General features: G+C 50.0%; 17 protein-coding genes and 1 pseudogene. 4 read left to right on the top strand and 14 right to left on the bottom strand.

Going from position 1 to position 18642, the window contains the following annotated elements:
• The 9 genes and pseudogenes from ACE5LO_RS10370 to ACE5LO_RS10330 all read right to left on the bottom strand — a co-directional run bounded on the left by ACE5LO_RS10370 (position 1) and on the right by ACE5LO_RS10330 (position 10723).
• Entirely contained in the window at positions 1–711 is a 711-nt protein-coding gene (locus tag ACE5LO_RS10370; protein ID WP_375519953.1) for a response regulator transcription factor, read from the bottom strand.
• Positions 712–1114: 403 nt separating this feature from the next.
• Positions 1115–2144: pseudogene (locus tag ACE5LO_RS10365) on the bottom strand (RNA-guided endonuclease InsQ/TnpB family protein).
• Between the two features lie 605 nt (positions 2145–2749).
• Complete coding sequence (htpG, locus tag ACE5LO_RS10360; RefSeq protein ID WP_375519952.1) at positions 2750–4630, bottom strand: molecular chaperone HtpG; 1881 nt, start codon at positions 4628–4630, stop codon at positions 2750–2752.
• Between the two features lie 182 nt (positions 4631–4812).
• Positions 4813–5124: a DMT family transporter gene (locus ACE5LO_RS10355; RefSeq protein WP_375519951.1), complete on the bottom strand. Its 312-nt coding sequence runs from the start codon at positions 5122–5124 to the stop codon at positions 4813–4815.
• 57 nt (positions 5125–5181) lie between these two features.
• The gene (locus ACE5LO_RS10350) at positions 5182–5967 is read right to left on the bottom strand and encodes an HAD family hydrolase (protein ID WP_375519950.1); all 786 of its coding nucleotides are present in this window, start codon (positions 5965–5967) and stop codon (positions 5182–5184) included.
• Between the two features lie 40 nt (positions 5968–6007).
• The gene (locus tag ACE5LO_RS10345; protein WP_375519949.1) at positions 6008–7543 is read right to left on the bottom strand and encodes a CehA/McbA family metallohydrolase; all 1536 of its coding nucleotides are present in this window, start codon (positions 7541–7543) and stop codon (positions 6008–6010) included.
• Between the two features lie 6 nt (positions 7544–7549).
• Positions 7550–8887, bottom strand: a complete 1338-nt coding sequence (locus ACE5LO_RS10340) for an ABC transporter substrate-binding protein (protein ID WP_375519948.1) — start codon at positions 8885–8887, stop codon at positions 7550–7552.
• Positions 8888–8968: 81 nt separating this feature from the next.
• On the bottom strand, positions 8969–9811 hold the full coding sequence (locus tag ACE5LO_RS10335) for a carbohydrate ABC transporter permease (protein WP_375519947.1): 843 nt from the start codon (positions 9809–9811) through the stop codon (positions 8969–8971).
• Positions 9812–9895: 84 nt separating this feature from the next.
• Positions 9896–10723, bottom strand: coding sequence for a carbohydrate ABC transporter permease (locus ACE5LO_RS10330; protein ID WP_375520097.1), 828 nt, complete (start codon positions 10721–10723; stop codon positions 9896–9898).
• 340 nt (positions 10724–11063) lie between these two features.
• Here ACE5LO_RS10330 and ACE5LO_RS10325 point away from each other — a divergent pair, with 340 nt between their 5' ends.
• On the top strand, positions 11064–11654 hold the full coding sequence (locus ACE5LO_RS10325) for a GbsR/MarR family transcriptional regulator (protein ID WP_375519946.1): 591 nt from the start codon (positions 11064–11066) through the stop codon (positions 11652–11654).
• A gap of 39 nt (positions 11655–11693) precedes the next feature.
• Here ACE5LO_RS10325 and ACE5LO_RS10320 read toward each other — a convergent pair whose 3' ends face one another.
• A complete protein-coding gene (locus tag ACE5LO_RS10320; protein ID WP_375519945.1) occupies positions 11694–12590 on the bottom strand; it encodes a putative RNA methyltransferase in 897 nt (298 codons plus the stop codon).
• Positions 12591–12857: 267 nt separating this feature from the next.
• Positions 12858–13649 (bottom strand): sulfite exporter TauE/SafE family protein, encoded by a 792-nt coding sequence (locus tag ACE5LO_RS10315; protein ID WP_375519944.1) that lies wholly within the window; start codon positions 13647–13649, stop codon positions 12858–12860.
• Positions 13650–13958: 309 nt separating this feature from the next.
• Here ACE5LO_RS10315 and ACE5LO_RS10310 point away from each other — a divergent pair, with 309 nt between their 5' ends.
• A complete protein-coding gene (locus ACE5LO_RS10310) occupies positions 13959–14453 on the top strand; it encodes a hypothetical protein (RefSeq protein ID WP_375519943.1) in 495 nt (164 codons plus the stop codon).
• Positions 14454–14559: 106 nt separating this feature from the next.
• Here ACE5LO_RS10310 and ACE5LO_RS10305 read toward each other — a convergent pair whose 3' ends face one another.
• Positions 14560–15306: a spermidine synthase gene (locus tag ACE5LO_RS10305; RefSeq protein WP_375519942.1), complete on the bottom strand. Its 747-nt coding sequence runs from the start codon at positions 15304–15306 to the stop codon at positions 14560–14562.
• Between the two features lie 130 nt (positions 15307–15436).
• Between ACE5LO_RS10305 and ACE5LO_RS10300 the strand changes: the two genes are divergently transcribed.
• Positions 15437–16321 (top strand): LysR family transcriptional regulator, encoded by an 885-nt coding sequence (locus ACE5LO_RS10300; RefSeq protein WP_375519941.1) that lies wholly within the window; start codon positions 15437–15439, stop codon positions 16319–16321.
• A gap of 143 nt (positions 16322–16464) precedes the next feature.
• Entirely contained in the window at positions 16465–17127 is a 663-nt protein-coding gene (locus ACE5LO_RS10295; RefSeq protein WP_375519940.1) for a type 1 glutamine amidotransferase domain-containing protein, read from the top strand.
• Positions 17128–17263: 136 nt separating this feature from the next.
• Here the strand turns inward: ACE5LO_RS10295 and ACE5LO_RS10290 are convergent, their stop codons facing one another.
• Together ACE5LO_RS10290 and ACE5LO_RS10285 are read right to left on the bottom strand one after the other, a co-directional pair.
• The gene (locus ACE5LO_RS10290) at positions 17264–17908 is read right to left on the bottom strand and encodes a class I SAM-dependent methyltransferase (RefSeq protein ID WP_375520096.1); all 645 of its coding nucleotides are present in this window, start codon (positions 17906–17908) and stop codon (positions 17264–17266) included.
• Positions 17909–18171: 263 nt separating this feature from the next.
• Positions 18172–18642, bottom strand: a 471-nt coding sequence (locus ACE5LO_RS10285; RefSeq protein ID WP_375519939.1) for a PIN domain-containing protein, incomplete at its 5' end; no start/stop codon positions are given.

Genomic DNA, 18642 nt, shown 5'->3' with positions numbered 1-18642 from the left:
TTACATCTCTCCCAGCTTGTAGCCGATTCCCCATAAGGTGCAAATGATTCTCGGATTGGACGGGTCATCCTCGATCTTTTCACGCAGCCGTCGCATATGGACATTAATGACATTCTCGTCACCGTAATACTCTTCGCCCCACACGGAATTGTAGATCTGGGCTTTCGTATACACCCGTTTCGGGTGCTGGACAAACAGCTTGAGGATCTGAAATTCCTTGGCTGTCAGCTTCAGCGGCTCGCCGGATTTGGTCACGATAAAGTTGTCCGGGTCCATGCTCAAAGGCCCAACCGTGATAACTCCCTGCGCCTGCCCGACAGCTCCAGAGGCTGAATCCGCCGCATACTCCGTAGCCCGGCGAATCGCTGCCTGCACCCGCGCGGACAGCTCAATCAGAGAAAATGGCTTCGCTATGTAGTCATCGGCACCGAATCTCAACCCGAGCGCTTTATCTACCTCTCCGTCTTTGGCAGACAGCATTACAATCGGTACACGGCTCAGGGAACGAAACCTCTGCAGCAAATCAAGCCCATTCCCGCCTGGCAGCATAATATCGAGCAGAACCAAATCAAACCTGCCTGCCTCAAATCGCACTGCCGCTTCCCCGGCATCCTTGGCGGTTTCCACCCGATAGCCTTCTTTTGTCAAATAATCCACAACCATCTCGCTGATCGAAGCATCATCCTCAACCAGCAGCAATTCGCCAAGCATTCTGTTGGCCTCCTCTGGAGAAACATCTTATTATTCAAAAAAATGTTCAAACCGGTTACTTTTCTACTGGTTCAAGTATACTGAGCCGCTATCACTGAAGCAATGCAAATCAAGCCCTCCAGTACGATACGTCAGGACTACAACGGCTTTTCGAAATTTTGCCATGAAATAGATGAGCCTGTTGTTTTAACCCGTAACGGAGAAGCTGACCTGGTTGTCATGAGTCACGATGCTTATCGGCGCATGGAGGCACGAAGTGAATGTTCCCTCTGCCTGAAGAGGCGGGGGCTTCTTGTTTCAACGATCGCTGCCTTTCTGTTGGAAAGGTCTGACTGGATCTCCACAAGCGTTCGATGCGGCACGCATCCCGTTCGGGGCAAACCCTCCCTACGGTATTCGGTCATCACGCTACGATGTTCAAAGCCCGCTGCAAAATGACCTGGGCCGAAACAATGTCCCGATCCTGCACCAGTCCGCATGCTTCGCATTCATGAAGCCGGATCGCTAACGTTTTGGGAACATCCGCACCACAGATGCAGGTTTGCGATGTGCCGTGGGCGGGCACTTGTACGAGTCGCTTCCCCTGTCTTGCCGCTTTATACGACAGATACGTGATGAACCTTCGCCACCCGGCATCCGAGATGCTTTTGGACAGTCGGCGGTTACGGATCATGTTCTTCACTCTCAGCTGCTCCACTGCAATCAGATCATGTCTCTGAACGATGCGATTGTTTGTGTAAGAAATCTGTTCGCTGCCGCGCCACTTTCTGGTGGATGTTCGACACTTTCTGTTTGGCCTTCTGCCGGTTGCGTGAACCTCGCACTTTGCGAGACAACCGCCGCTGGGCGCGTCTGAGCCGCTTTTCCGATTTTCGCAGATACCATGGGTTGTCCACCTTCGTCTCATCGGACAGCGCCGCAAACGTGCGTAGCCCGACGTCGATGCCCACGGCTGTTTCCGCCGTCTGACTGGCTTCCGCTGCCTCTATGTTTACGCTGATGCCCGCGATCCATCCGTCTGCATGCCGTTTCACGTTGATTTGGGTCACATTTGCCTGGTCGAACGGACGATGTGTACGCATGCGGACAAAGCCGATTTTGGACCGATAGACGTATCCATCCCGGGCGAACGTCTTGTCTACCGCACCCGGCTGAGGGTATGTAAAGGATCGATATCGGTCGGCTGACTTATAGTGAGGAAAACCCGCATCGCCGCGAAAGAACCGCTGATAGGCATCATCCAAACGCCGCAAGCAATCTTGTAACACTTGGGAATGAACTTCTTTATATTCGGGAAATTCCTTCTTGAAGGCGGGCAATTCATTTTGCTGCTTGGCGTAGGTGACGGTTTTGCCCTCTTGGTTGTAGACGGTATCCCGTTGCTCCTTCGCCCGATTGTACAGCTTTCGGCACAAGATCAACGTTCGAATCATGCCTTCTTCCTGTCCGGGGGTCGGGTAGAGGCGAAATTGATACGTGATTTGCATGAAGGGTCACCGCCTTAATAAGAACATATATTCGCATTATACCACACATACATTCGACTAGGAAAGCACGAGTCATATACAATAGACAAGTGCATTTAGGCTTCGCCTAGCCGAGATTCATCCCCTACTCAAAGTTTTGTGAGCGCTACTTCCTGAATAAGCTTCGAACAAAACTCGCTTCGGAAGTATAGGCTCAGAGGAAGGGGACTTCTCACGGAAAGATGTTAAATTACAATCGAAGCTTCTTGTTGCTGAAAAGAAAATTGCTGATGGCGAGGAATTATTAGACCACGACGAGGTCATGGCACGAATGCGGAGGAAAATAAATAAAGGTCGGGAACAGATTAACTTACTCCTGTTCCCAACCTTTGGACAAATCAAAGGTCGCGGCTAATTTGAGCCGTGACCCTGTTTACTTCACTCAAGTAGGCATAAGCACGCAGCAGCGGAGAGGACGAAGCAATTCCGGAAAAGCGCAGCGTTCGCCTTTGGCCCGGAGGGTCAACAGCGATTGCAGGAATGTTTCGTTCTCGGAGCGGTCGTCTCTATGCCTACACCATCACCTTACAGATATCATTCGTAAACTCCACAGGATCCTGAATTGGAAGTCCCTCGATCAGCAGCGCCTGATGATACAGCAGACTGGTATACAGGCCCAGTTTCTCCTTGTCATGCTCGAAGGCATCCTGTAAGGATTTGAACACATCATGATTCACGTTGATTTCCAGCACCTTGTCAGCCTGGATGTTCTGGCTGTCAGGCATCGCCTGCAGGATTTTTTCCATCTCAATCGACAGCTCACCGTCCGCCGTCAAGCAAACCGGATGGCTCTTCAAGCGTTTGGAAGCACGGACACCCGTCACTTTACCGTCCAGCAGCTTTTTCATTTCCTCAAACAGCTCCTTATGTCCGTTCTCTTCCTCCTCTGACGCCTTATCTTCGTTGTCGGCTTCAATGCCCAGATCCCCGCTGGATACCGATTTGAAGGCTTTTTCCTTATAGGTGCCAATCACCTTGATAGCGAATTCGTCAATATCGTCGGTGAAATACAGAATTTCATAGCCTTTATCGGCCACAAGCTCGGTTTGCGGCAGCTTTTCAATCCGTTCGACAGAAGTGCCGGCGGCATAATAGATATACTTCTGATCCTCAGGCATTCTGGAAATATACTCATCCAGGGCAACCAGTTTCTTCTCTTTGGAGGAGTAGAACATCAGCAGATCCTGCAGCAGATCCTTGTTCATGCCATAGTCGTTATAAACACCGAATTTAAGCTGTCTGCCAAAGGAAGTGTAGAACTTCTCGTATTTCTCCCTCTCATCCTTCAGCAGACCAAGCAACTGACTTTTGATTTTGTTCTTGATATTTTTGGCGATCAGGCTCAGTTGGCGGTCATGCTGCAGCATTTCCCTGGAAATGTTGAGCGACAGATCCTCGGAATCTACCATGCCTTTAACAAAGCTAAAGTAATCCGGCAGCAGATCCGCGCATTTGTCCATAATCAGGACCCCGTTGGAGTACAGCTCCAGCCCTTTTTCGTATTCCTTGGTGTAATAATCGAACGGCGTTTTCTCCGGGATAAACAAAATGGCATTGTAGACCACCGCGCCATCCGCGCTGATATGGATATGCTTGATCGGCTTGTCGAAGCCGTAGCGTTTTTCGGCATAGAAGTTTTCATAGTCCTCTTCCGTCAGCTCGCTTTTGTTTTTCCGCCAAATCGGAACCATGCTGTTGACCGTCTGTTCTTCAACCGCTTCCTCGAACTCCGTCTCGCTGCCTTCAACCGGCTTACTGATCTTCACATCCATCTTGATCGGGTAGCGAATGAAATCGGAATATTTCTTGATGATCGCCTTCAGGCGGTATTCTTCAAGAAACTCGTCGTAACTGTCCTCTTCCGTATTGTCTTTGATTTTCAAAACGATATCCGTACCGACCGTTTCTTTCTCGTCAGCCACAACGGTATATCCGTCCGCGCCTGTGGATTCCCACTTGAACGCTTCATCGCTGCCCAAGGCTCTGGTCATGACTGTAACCTGATCCGCGACCATGAAAGCGGAGTAGAAGCCGACCCCGAACTGGCCGATGATGTTATGGCCGTCCTTCAGCTCATTCTCATTCTTGAAGGCCAAAGAACCGCTCTTGGCAATGACGCCCAGATTGTTCTCCAGTTCTTCCTTGTTCATACCGATCCCGGTATCGGAAATGGTCAAAGTCCGGTTTGTTTTGTCTGCCGTGATCCTGATGTAATAATCCTCTTTGTTGAATACCAGATTATCATCCGTCAGCGCTTTGTAATAAATTTTGTCAATCGCATCACTGGCGTTGGAAATCAGCTCACGCAGAAAAATCTCACGCTGCGTATAGATCGAGTTAATCATCATTTCCAGCAGGCGCTTGGACTCGGCTTGAAATTGTTTCTTGGCCATAAAATTGGATCCCCTCTCCCAAATCAAAGTATATGTCGTGCAGAAATGTTATCCGCTGTATCGCAGCCAATTAGCACTCATCAATCATGAGTGCTAATGCTTCTTCTTATATAACATATACTAATTTTGGATGTCAATTGGGTCCGGTCAGTTCACAGTTCATTTTCGCCGCTGTAACAAGCTTAATTCACTTTCAGTCCAACAACGCCTGCCACAATAATAGCGATGCAAATCCATTGACGGAGCGAGATCGTCTCGTGGAATAAGTAATACCCTGCCAATGTGATCAAAAGCGTACCCAATCCGGACCAGATCGCATAAGCCAGACTCAGATTCAGTGTACGCACCGCCAGGTTCAATGAAGCAAAGCTGAGCCCGTAAAAGAAAAACATCAGCACAGATGGCAGCAGCCTTGTAAAACCGGCCGAATATTTCATAATGATAGTTCCTGTCAGTTCCAAGGCGATCGCCATGGATAAATAGATCCAGCCCACATGTTTTCATTCCTTTTTGCCTAACAAAATATTGTCCGTAATTCACCATGCAGAAATTCAGCCATCATGGAGCAAAGAGAGCTCGACTCGCTCAATCTGCAGCTCATCATACGAACGAATCATCATGTCCGCTTCCTCCAGAGCCTCTCCGCCGCCGATGCCGATCGTCATACCGACACCAGCCTGCCTTCCTGTCTGCATGTCCCCTGCTGTGTCTCCAATCAGTACCGTCCTTGCGGGCAGGACGCCGAGCAGATTGCAGGCTTTGTATACAATCTCGGGCGAAGGCTTGCCGTTGATGACCTGGTCCCGGCCCATAATCACCCTGAAGCAGTCCGCTGCTCCCAGCCATTGCAGATGCTTGGCCGCTTCTGCTGTCTGATCCGCCGTCACAACGGCCAGCGGCAGACCAGCTTCCATACAACGTGACAGAAAGGGCAGCAGCCCCGGAAGCGGCACGGTCGGCCGTTCCCGCTCTACCTCCTCGTCAGCCGCGGCCCGGATTTCCCTTACCCGCTGCATTGCCTGATTCCACGACAAGCCCCGCGTATACAGCTGCCACGCCAATGCGCCTTCAATCTCCGGAATGGAAGCAATCGATAAGGGTCCGCCCAGGTCATAACCGACAACATGCTTTTGTTCATCCATTTCTATGCCAAGCAGTGACTCTGGCGCAACATCCGCGCCTCTTCCCAATGCCTGAATGGATTCCGTCATAAGAGAGGTCATGATCCCGGCCCACGTTCCCCACAAGGGCAAAAATTGAAGCAGTGTGCCGTCTTTATCAAAGAGGATCGCATCGATCTCCATCTCGCGGTTATTCACCTGCAGTATCGCCGCCATTTCGCCACCTTCCTTATATTACAGATCATCAAGCCATAGATCAGCGTGCCGCAGCAGCAGCCCCCAATTCCAGCTTCTGCTTCAGCTCGCCCCATGTCGCAAGCGTTGGCACAGCCTCCCCTTGATACACCGGATTCGTAAAAGCCAGCAACCTTCCCTCGCTATCCCGTACCTCGGCGCGCACCCAGTGCAGGCCTTCATCCAGCCAGTTAATTTCGTGGCTGAATCGCAGAAAATCCTCCGAATTATCATGGTCACTCTCCACCTTGGACTCGGACACAGTTAGGCCGTCCACAATCCAGCGGATGGAAGCACCGGCAGGAACGCTGCGAATGCCCAAATGACAGACAACAGACTGCGTTGGCTCCACTTCGGACGGGATACGTTCCTCTGCCCAGAACACGCGCTCTCCCGGCCGAAACACATGCTCTCCTGCCGTGACATAAGGATCAAGCTCAGGCCCACGTGTTACATAAACCTGTCCCTGTCTGATGGCACTCATGATTCCCTGCACAGACAACTCTTCGCTCCAGACACATGTCCTCGGATCACCCGCCACCGAAGGCGGTCCGTCCGGTTCGTAGCTTTCATGAGGCAGATTATGTGTATCACTGCCGCCGATGCCCCAAAGCATCACGCCGTTAGCCCACAGGACGTCCCAGAGCTGCAAAGCCTTTTCCGTGGCAGCGACGTTATCCGGGTAAGTCGGATCATTCCAGATTTCAATCGTATTAAAGGCATCCAGGCGCACATCATGCTGCCATTCCCAAGGAACCAGCTCCGGGTGATTCATGCTGCATACCGCTCCCTGCTCCCTTGCGGCCTGCAGGATGGACGCCATGCCTTCCACCGTTTCATACACCGGCTGGCTGCCGCTGCCAAACCATTCAATCCATTCACGGATGCCGAGAATATTGAAATGCCCCTTGGAGGAAGTCACCTCAACCCCCGGGATAACCAGCAGCTCCGTCTCCGGCCAGCCTGTCGTCAGAAAATTGTGTTCCGTAATCACCATGAAATCCAGCCCCTGCCCTGCCGCCTGGGCTGTCAACTCTGCCGGGGTCTGCTTGCCGTCCGTCAGGCGGGTATGCATGTGAAAGTCTCCGCTATACCAACGCGGTTCAACAGCAGCAACACGGTCCCATGGATAATTCTGATAGGACATTGCCGACCCGGAGTTAACAGGCCCTGTCCACTGGTGCTTGCCCACCGGCGGGAGCGTCCCTTCGCTGTCGGGAGCCCCCAGCCCTGTCTGAATGGTCAAAGTGTAGGTGGCGGCCGCTCCGGGCTTCATCCCGTAGACCTGCACGGTCCACTCTCCCTGCGGAAGCTGCCCTGCAACGGACCCGCAGGTGGAACGCCCGGGATCGGCGCACAGCACCAGCGTCTGCTCCAGGCCTTTGGTCAAGTACTGCATTCGGATCTGGCCCTCCGCATCCCTGACCACCAGCTGCAGCCAGATGTTCTCCGAATGCTCTGCGTGCAGAATCAGCCATTCGGCTGGGTCATTCAACCTGAAGGAATGCACAGCAAGTGAATGTCCTGGCTGAAGCCCGTACGATGTCATCGTTATCATGCGTCTTTATCCTCCTGTCACCTGATCCAGTGCACGCTGTGCAGTTTCCTTGGCTTCCTTCAGCGCCTGTTCGGCAGGCATGTTGGAGATCTGCACTTTATCAGCCGCTACCTTGAGCGCATCCGTAATTTTGCCGCCCGTCGGATCGATGAAAGGCTCCGAAGCGTGCTGCGCCTGCAGCAGAGGCTGCCTGCTGTGCGGATTTTGCTCGCTGTATGCTTTGAACTCCGGCACTTCCAGTGCGGATTGGCGTACGGCGATATAACCAGTATTCATCGACCATTTCGCGGTATTTTCCGCCTTGGTGAAGAAGGTCAGCCATTTATAAGCCGCTTCCTGCTCCTCCGGGGATGCTTTCGCCAAAATGCCCGCTTGCAGGGCCGATGCGACCGGTGCCGGATCATGGCCTTCCCAGCCTGGCTGCGGTGCTGCGGCCAGTTTGTTGAAATCAAGATCACCCTGGTCTCCGCTGGAGCCTGTATAGCCTGCTGCTTTATCCTGCAGCACATCGTCAATCGTCTTGTACCAGTACTCCCAGCCCTGTCCGCCGGAGTGAATCGCCATGATTTGATCCTCGAAAATCCATTTGCCGAAAGCATCCCATGTTTCAATCCATTCGGGGCTGTCAATCATGACGGTCTTGCCGTCCTCACTGAGAATACGACCGCCCCGGCTCAGCGTCGCGTCAATCATATTATCCGCACCCCACATCGGCTCCCAGCCATACACGGTGGTTTTCCCGTTTTCCTTGACGGTGAGCTTCTTTGCCGCTTCCGCCAGCCCTTCCCAAGTTTTGATATCCTCTTCCGTAATGCCAGCCTTCGCAAACATGTCCTTGTTGTAATACAGCAGCTGGGTTGTTCCATACATCGGCATGAAATACTGCTTGCCGTCCACTTTGCCCTGGTTCAAAAATGCCGGAATAAAGTCATCCGCCTTGAACGTGTCATCCGCTGCGATGAAATCATCCAGGGAAGCAAAATATCCATTCTTTGCCCAGGCTACATCAGAGGCAAGCGCCACCGCCGGCACCTTGCCGGAAGCAATGGCCGCCTGTAGCTTCTGCTTTGTTTCATCATAATTGCCCTGCACCACCGGTTTGACGATCACTTCATCCTGGGATGCATTAAATTCATCAATCAGACTCTTCATCTCGTCCCCGAGCTTCCCGCCCAGGCCGTACCAGAACTCGATTTCAACCGGCTGTCCGTCGGCTGCGCCAGCACTTTGGTTCTCATTGGCTCCCGCCCCCGTGCTCTGATTGCCACTGCAGGCGGTCAGAACGATAAAGGACAGAATAAGTAGTCCTGACAAAATGCTTTTCATCTTCGCCATCTTGAACATGTTCAGTAATCCCTCCATTTTTTCGATGCAATTCGTACCCGATGTATGTAACAACAGTACGGGAAACTTCTCCCCACACCCTTACCCCTTGTTCACGCTGAACGCGTTGTTCACCCCCTTAATAATCCACTTCTGGGCGATCACGAACAGCACGAGCAGCGGCACAATGGTGAATGTGCTGCCTGCCATAATGAGCGGCCATTTCATGCCATACCCGCCTCCCTCCACGAAGAAGGAACGCAGCCCGGCGGACACCAGGTTGAGTTCAGGGGATTTGGTAATGAGCATCGGCCAGAAATAATTGTTGTAATTCGAGATAAAGCTGAGCAGCGCAAGCACGATGAAGGAGGAGCGTGCCAGCGGAAACAGCAATGTAAACAGAATACGCAGATGGCCTGCTCCGTCGATTTTCCCAGCTTCGACCAGTTCTTTCGGCAGCTGCATGAAGGCCTGACGGATCAGAAAGATGGAGAATACGCTGACCGCATTCGAGACAATCAGACCCGTATACGTGTCGATCAGGTTCAGCTTGGACAGGATGATATAGCTCGGCAGATAGGTGGCGGACACCGGCAGCATATACATCGTCAAAATGACACCCAGCAGCACATTTTTGAAAGGAAAATGCATATGGGTCAGCGCGTAAGCCATCATGGCGGATAGAATGATCTGGCAAATGACAATCATGCCTGCCACAAAGACACTGTTCAGCAAATACTGCCCGAACGGCGCAGCGTTCCACGTTTCCACAAAGTTGCTCCAGAGCGGCACCTCAGGCAGCAGGACTGGCGGAAAGGCCCTGATCTCATCATTGGATTTCAGCGAGCTGGTGGCCATCCACAGGAAAGGAAAAGCCATGGCCAGACTGATCAGAATGAGCGCCGCATGCCTGATAATCTGAGTCAGGATGGATGAACGAAACATAATGTGCCTCCTCTAGTGTCTACTTGTAAACGCGGTGTTCCAATAAAAAAAAGTGATTTTTACCGAAAGTAAAATATCTTTCCTCTAAGAGAGATAGTGTACATTTTTGCGTGACACCAGAAATGAAGTAACTGCAAACAGCCCGATAAATACAACCAGCATCAGCGCAACCGCCGAAGCCTGTCCTACATTGAACTGGTCGAAAGCCGCCTGATAATACAGATAAAGCAGGGTACGAGTGGAGCCTGCAGGCCCGCCCTGAGTCAGAATATTAATCTGGTCATACGCCTGAAAGGCATCGATCATCTGGATAATGAACAGGAAAAAGGTCGTTGGTGAAATGAGCGGCAGCGTTACCGCGAAAAAGATCCGCAAAGGACCGGCGCCGTCGATAGCCGCCGCTTCCTTCAGACTTTCGGGCACCGACTGCAAAGCTACCAGGTAGAAAACCATCACCCAACCGAGCCCTTTCCAAATGGTGACGATGAGAATAGCAACCATCGCCCACGCCCCATCCTGCAGCCACGGAATCGCTTCAATCCCAAACCCGTTCAGTATCGCATTCGCAAGGCCCGATCTCGCTTCGAAAATCCAGGCCCACACGATGGATACCGCGACGGTCGGAGTCACCCAGGGGGAAAATATGATCGCCCGGTAGATGCCCGACCCGGCAAGCTTGCCGTGCAGAAGCAGAGCGAGCAGCAGCCCGGCAGTCATCGTCGGGATGACACTCCCTGCCGCAAAGATGAGCGTTGCCCGGATCGTGGCATAAAATTCAGGGTCCTGGAACAGATATTTGTAGTTGTCCAAACCAACGAAGGTTTTCACCGGGCTCATAAAATCCCAGCTCGTGAAGCTTAAATAAGTAATGTAGATCATCGGAATGATCCAGAACACGATCAGGGGGATCATGGCCGGAAGTATAAAAGCGTACGCCTGCGGTTCACCCCATCTTTTTCTCCAATTCAAAACATAACAGCCCCAATCTTATGTACAATTTTTTTTGAATATTAACTCTTATAGCACTTTAAACACCTTAATCTTCGCTATCGTATAGTTATTATTGTACTTTCATTTTTTCAGACTGGGTTATCTCTATGTAATTTCAAAGGTCAATCTTCGTAAAATTTGTTAATCCCCCTACATTTATTGGAATTTGACTTACATCCTCGTTTACTGCGGGGTATAATGATGAATATTCAAGAAATTTTGTATCTATTAAGTACATACCGGTATTATGGAGGCTGCCATAGTGAATCAGACGGGAAAAGAGCCCCTAGCGCTTGCTCAGTGGGAGCAGTTGCGGGAAAAGGTTGTTGAGGCCATCGGAGCCACGATGGATTTGTATGGTGTCACACACTCGGCGGGGCTATTGTATGGAAGAATGTTTTTCGAGGATAGACCGCTGACGCTTGAGGAAATGAAAGACAAGATGCAGATGAGCAAAAGCAATATGAGCTATGCGGCCAGATCGCTGCTGGATTCCAATATGATCGAGAAGCTTGATACCAAGCTGGACCGCAAGGACCTGTATCAGGTTCAGGGCGATTTTTATACCTTTTTCCGCAATTTCTTCTCCACCAAGCTGCAGCGCGAGCATGATGTCATGACGGCGTCCATTGAGCAGGTAATGCCTGAGCTTAAAGAACTGATTCTGCATCCGGATACCCCTGACGAAGTGCGCCAAACGGCATTAAAAGATCTGCATAAGCTGTACCATGCGGTTGAATTTTACGAGTGGCTGCAAACCTTCGTTGATTTGCTTAAGAGAGGCGAGCTGGAAAAGTTCATCCAGGACATCCAGCAGCAGCGGCCCCAAGACAAAGACCCCGTCTCCGGTTAACACCGGGCGGGGTCTGCGCTTATTTTATTTTCGTTGCAATTATTTCCGTGTGCCGATCAAAACTGTCAGATCTACCGTAATACCCATCTGCTCCCGCCGCAGAACGCGCTGGACATCACCCGCTGACGCTTGCCACGACAAGGGCGTCATCTTCAGCAAATGTTCCAGTTGCGGCCCAGCCAGAGAGAGGCGGTAATGCACCCGCCGCCTGTCGATGAGCTGGAAATGGCTTTCGAACAGCTCCTGTGTAGCTTGATTCGAATAGCTTTGCGCCCCGGACGCCCCGTGCAGCGTCTCTCTCAATTCCTGCAGATAGCCACTTTCCGGCACCACCTTGATCACCATTCCCCCATCCGCCAGGAGCCGCTTGAACTCCCCATAGCTGGAGGGCGACAGGATGTTCAGAATGCAGTGGAACTGGACGTCTGCAAATGGAGCTTTGGCGAGATCAGCGGCACACCAAATGGCCGGGCTGGCTGCCTTGGCCGCCATGCGGATGCCTTCTTTGGAAATGTCCACACCTGCGCCCAGCAGTTCATATGCCGTCTTGTTGCCCATGCTGTTCAGAACATCCACCAAATGCGAGCCTTCGCCGCAACCAGCATCCATTATTTTTATGAGTTTTCCGGTTCCTGAAGTCCCAGAGGTTTCTAAATCCAAATGCTTGATCATTCCTTCAACAATGCACTCCGTCAGCGGCGCAAAAAAGCCATGCTGGTGCAGGCTGAGGCGCGCTGCAAACAAGGACTGGTCATATTTCGTTTTGGGTGCATGTGAGAGCCAATTCACGTACCCCTGTCTTGCGATATCATAACAATGCCCTTTCGCACACACCAGACTCGTTTGATTGGTAACATGCAGCGGTGTTGAGCAAAGCGGGCAGGCAAAAATATTTACATGTTCAGTCAAGAGGCGGATTTTCCCGTTTTTGGACACAACAAAACACCCTTTCATTCATTAATCGGGAATGAAAAAGGCACAGAAAAATAAACCCTGGCATCTACGAAAAAAAGCCGGGCCTACAGGTCTGTACCTCTCATTAACGATAACGAATGAATTGGATGATCATAACGGTCTGTTCCTCCTGTGATTGTCAGCAATGGTTGTGCAATGCTTAGGGTTGTCCCTGAAGTCATTGATGAGCACTAAGCTCCTCCTCCTATTTTATCGGTATAGAACACCTGCTGCAACCCATGATTTCATTCAACCTTTAAACATCAGTCGGATGGCCACAATAAACAGACATAGCGACAGGAGGCGAATAATGACCTTTGCCGGGATTCTGGATGCAATTTTCGCGCCGATCTGTCCTCCGACAAGTGCCCCTATGGCAAGCCATATGAACGTTTCCCACATGACATGGCCTAAAGCTACATGGGATACGGTTCCCACCAAAGAGGAGAGCAAGATGGAGAACATGGACGTCGCCGTCGCAATATGAGGCGGAAACGCCAGAAACAGAATCATCGTAGGCACCATGACCGAGCCGCCGCCGATGCCAAACAGGCTGGAGATGAACCCGACAAAAAACGCCACCGTCGCGCCGAACCACATATTAAACGAGTAGCTATGCTCCAGCCCGGATGCGTCCGTGATCACCCGCGACACCGTCGGACGAAGGAAGCCGCCACGGCTGCGAGTAGGCTTGAAGTTAATCACCACCGCCATCAGCATCAGAAACAGCCCCAACGCAACAAAGAAAACGCGGCTGCCAACAACGCCTGTGGTCCAAGCGCCAAACACAGAACCCGGAACCATGGCTATTGAAAAGGCGAGGCCGCTGCGGTAATCGATTCTTTTTTGTTTCGCATAAGCCAGTGTGCCTGAGATCGCACTGACGAACAGGACAGCCATCGACGTTCCTGAAATGTTGGACACCGGGATGGTGTACATGAACGCCAGCACCGGCACAATAATAAATCCGCCGCCCAGACCGGCAATAGCTCCGCTAATCGCGGCGAGCATGCCGACCAGAACCAGCAAAAAGCTTTCCATATGTAATTCATCCCTTTCCGTTTGGCAGCAGCAGTTTTCAAACATGATGAACAACGACAGACCGGCCTGCATGGCCAGTCTCTCATAACGTTACCACATTCTTGCTTTCTTATGAAGCCTATGGCCCACTCCGGCACAGTATCAACAGAGATTATGGATAGCCCCTATAAATTCCTCCGAATTTAAACACAAAAAAATAAAATGTTGGATATTATATTGTTTCCTAGCAGAATTATAGGTATAATATACCTATTAGATAGTCCCTAAAGACTAGTTCTGATAGACTTATATTTTTGGAGGGAACAAATTTTGAAGAAAATTGCTTTATTTTTATTGGGCATTGCATGTCTATTTGCAGTTACGGCCTGCGGTAGTGATCCGGTCCAGGATGAGCTCGTTACATATTTGAACGAAGGCATTCAACCTTTGGTAGAACAGGAATCTAAGATTACAGCTCTTTATGATTCTGTAACAGGGAATAACTATAAAGACGATGCAACGCTGTACTATACGCTCAAAGACGAGATCATTCCTCAATATTCAGACTATATTAGCAAAATTGAAAGCATCCAAACCACGACCCCTGAGGTCCGCGAGATTCACGAAACTTTGATTAAAGCAGCAAATACACAGAATTCCGCATTTGTTACTACTCTAAGCGCCCTGGAAGCCCAAGATTACGCCAAAGCTGAAGAGGCCAATACAAAACTGTCCGAAGGAAGAAAGCTGTTCCGTGATTACCAATCCAATTTGAGCAGCCTCGCAAGTGAACATGATGTAACCATTAAAAAAGCTCAGGAATGATACGCATAAAAGGTCAAGAACAGTGGAACTTAGCTCTGTTCTTGACCTTTTTAAGTAGAATCTGGGATTTGGCCTCAGGGCGCTATCTGTTTTAAATAATACAGTTTCACAAGTCTGTAATGATATGCCCCCTGCCAAGCTTCGTTTCCCGAAACCCGGCCATATTTCGTTCTTGAAACAGGACAGGCCGGGCACTGCCCATGAGAATCACATTCCGGATAATCGTACCTCCTTCCTCTGACATCGAGAAAGCTTTCGTATATGGAAACACCGAACTGAGCGTGGTATGGATGGCCTGAATATGCTTGTCCCTGGCACCTCTGCCGATCAGATTCATAATGACCGCCCCGGCTGGCTGCAGCTTCTCTGCCGCCAGCCGGAAAAATTCCCGGGAGATCAAATGGTGCGGCGTCCCCTTCTCCGTAAAAGCATCCACAATCACATAATCAAAACGGTTCAGCTTTTCCCTGCTGAGCAACTCACGCCCGTCGCCAATCAAAACCTGATCCGCAGTGCTGCCAAAATAAGTGCGGCTCAGCTCCACCACCTGCCTGTCCAGTTCGGCTACCTTGAAGCGTCGATCCGCAAAATGTCCTGCAATCGTCCCGATGCCATGCCCGATCAAGAATGCATCCTCAAAGGCGGGGTTGTTGCACTGCATCAGGTGAATAATGGCCCTTGGATATTCAAACAGAATGCGATGCGGATGCTCCAGATCAAGCGCCCCCTGCACGGCCTGATTGGAGAACTCCAGCACGCGAAAATGGCCCTTTTCACCATATAGTTCAGCCGTATCATACACCTTGATTTCGTGATTATCACTTGTTTGATGGAATAATAAACGCAAAGACATGCTCTCCTTCTGCTTTGTTGATCAGTCGTTGTGTATCCTGTATGGTTGAGCTATCTTATTTTACACCAAACCCGTTAAGAAAACGCCCCGGAAGCCGAAAGCCCTGAATGTAAAGGAAAAGGAGAACCCTATGATTGATTTTGAATGGTACAGAAGCTTCATTTATATATACAAATACAATTCGGTATCCGAAGCCGCCAAAGCCAGAATGATGACACAGCCAGCCATGAGCCAGCATCTTGCTTATTTGGAGGCGGAAACGGGGGAGGCCTTATTTATCCGCACCGCCCGCAAAATGATTCCTACCGAAAGGGGAAAAGCATTATACTCCCAGCTCGCTCCTCTCATTGAATCCCTGGAGGGAGCTTCATTAGGTATCAAATCCGTGTCTTTGCCCACCCTGTCCATACTCAGAATTGGCTCTGCTATCGAATACTATACTGAGCACATTTTGCCGAAGCTGTCCGATTACAATACAAGCACCGTAACCCACTTTGGCACAGCCGATCAACTGCTGGAATTGCTGAAGGAGGATAAGGTCGACATCATTTTTACATCGCAAAAATTCCAAACCCCTGGCATCGAATATACAAAATTAGGGGATGAGCAGTTTGTAATCGTAGCGCCGCAGGCGATGGAGATTCCCGAAAGCCTTGATGGCAGTGAACGTGACGGCGACCGTAGGGAGCAATGGCTTTTGTCCTGCCCATGGATCAGCTATGGACTGGACTTACCGATCATTCGCAGACTGTGGCGGGAGCATTTCAAGAAAAGGCCTCTGCTCAAACCCACGCATGTCATTCCCAATCTGCATCTGATCCTTAGAGCCATTGAGAATGGCGCCGGTGTAAGCCTGATCCCAACTTACATTCTAGAAAATTCAATGAACAAGGCCAAAGTTAAAATCATTTTCGAGGATCTAAGAGTAAAAAACGAATTATATATCGCCTATAAAAGCAAGCATAAACATCTACCTGATATTAACCGCATCCGGGCAGTTTTGCTTGGGGGCTGAGGGCGGTAAGTGAGTGAGTATAGCTGTCCATATCCATAAATATATTTATATATACCTCATAAAAACATAATTTGTTTTATATCAGGCTCCTGAGTAGAATGAGCATTGTGAAAGAAAACAAATGTTGAGGAGGTTATAAACAGATGGCTAAGAAGGTTTTGATCGTCGTAACAAATCACAGCGAAATCAAAGACGGCAAGCAAACAGGAATTTGGCTGTCCGAGTTTGCAGAGGCATATATCGAATTTACGAAAAAAGGATATGAGGTGGCGGTAGCCAGCCCGCTGGGCGGCAAAGCCCCGGTTGATCCAGGCAGTGTGGACGAAAACACAGCGCAGGAAATCCTGGATGCGGAAAAGTATTTGCAAAATACGTTGAGGCTGGACGAAATATCCCACGAAGGCTTTGACGCCATCTTCCTGCCGGGCGGCCATGGAACGATGTATGATCTGCCGGATAACGCCAAGCTGCAGGAGTTGCTGCGCGATTTCTACGAAGCAGATAAAATTGTCGCTGCTGTATGCCATGGTCCGGCAGGCTTGGTAGGCGCAACGTTGTCCAATGGGCAACCGCTCGTCGCCGGCAAACGGGTCAGCGCGTTTACGGATCGCGAAGAGGCGGATACAGGCTTGAGCACAACGCTTCCGTTCCTGCTGGAGAGCAAGATACGTGATTTGGGCGCAATCTATGTGGCCGCTCCAAACTGGACTACCCACCACGAGGTAGACGGCAATCTGATCACTGGCCAAAACCCGCAGTCTACCCTTACTGTAACTCATGCGGTTATTGAGAAATTGAGCTCCTGATCCCCAAGGGGCTGTTGACTTGAAGCTCACCTTTTGCTGTTCCGTGACACTCCAAGAACGAAGCATCCCTACAAAAATGCCAAGAGGAAAGAGCGAATGTTGATGGACACCGACCATCGGCACTCGCTCTTTTAAATTAAATATCCCCTCGAACAATATACCGTTCAAAGGTCACAGGTAAACCTTCACCTGATGCATTCTTCTGAAAAACTGTTATGATATAGTCCATGGACTCTTGAACTACGGCTTCAAAGACGGACCGCTTCTGGCCGAAGCAGGCCATTTTTATTACATCAACCGGTTCATGCAAGTATTCAAAACTCCTGACCGTCTCCACCTCAGCATGACCGAGCTCTCCATCCACTAGCCTCCGCTTAATTTGGTTAAGGATGAGTGTTCCTTCCGATGGCGGCTCAAATAACACGGGAAACCATGTAGACAGCTCAGCATTTACATTATCACCAGGATGCAGGCCTAATATTTTTCCACCCTTTCGAACGACTCTCTTGACATCGAGATAAGCTGAAGTCGGTCCCCTGCGATTATATGCACAATCAAATGCTCCGTCAGCAAAAGGAAGCGTGCTCTTGGTGTTGGCCATTATAAAAGAAACATTATTGGGGATGGTTTCATTCGCTTGTTTTATGAACTCTGCTGTGGCATCCAGACCTGTTATATGCTGCGCCGCAGCACTCCATTGCAGCGTGTACTCTCCATGGCCACAGCCGATATCCAGAACTTTCTTGCCTGGAACCATCTGCGACACTTCCCGGGTAAACATGGTTTCTCCGTCGGGTTCCATTACGGTCGATTGCCAGGAATATGAATAACTTCCTTCAAGTCTGCCCAACTGTGCATACCACGCAAGCGAATGCGGTTGCACCCAATCCGTATGCAGTCTCGGGTTAAATATTTTTCGACTCACCGAACACCTCCAGACATCATCCCATTACTTTTTCACGTGTCCGCACTAAATACCCCATCAAAACATAGGCAAGTGTACCTATGTTCACCAAGAGTGAAAGTAGGCGCTTCCAAGTTTCGTTATAGCTTTAATAAGCTCATTCCTAAATCTTCTTGAATAAAATTCATATCAGTATCCCTTGATACAAGAATTAGATCATTTACCATTGCTGTTGCAACTATAATTGCATCCGGAGTCTTTAACTTGCGCCCCTTAATTTTTTGATCACGACGTAGATCCCCTGCAACCTTCGCTATATCCGATGATACCGGAATACACCTTTTTGAAGTGAATATCTTTTCAGCACGCAGTTTTTCATCAGGTCTTAAACCTGCAATAGTCTCGCATTCCGTAATGGTAGAGAAATGTATGGCCATCCGATCTTTAGAAGCTTGCTGAATAAAATCGATTACAGCTTGTTCATTAATAAGGATTGCGATTGCAATGTTAGTATCAAGCAAATAGCCGCCGCTCGTCAACAACTCATGACTAAAGTCACGAGCTTGTCTCTGCCTACTTCGTAGACAGTGCTTGCGCTTCGCACAAGCCTT

It is taken from the genome of Paenibacillus medicaginis (assembly GCF_042138635.1).
Classification (GTDB): Bacteria; Bacillota; Bacilli; order Paenibacillales; family Paenibacillaceae; genus Paenibacillus; species Paenibacillus medicaginis.
The sequence above is the reverse complement of the archived record's forward strand: the minus strand, read 5'-3'. Positions and strand labels throughout refer to the sequence as shown.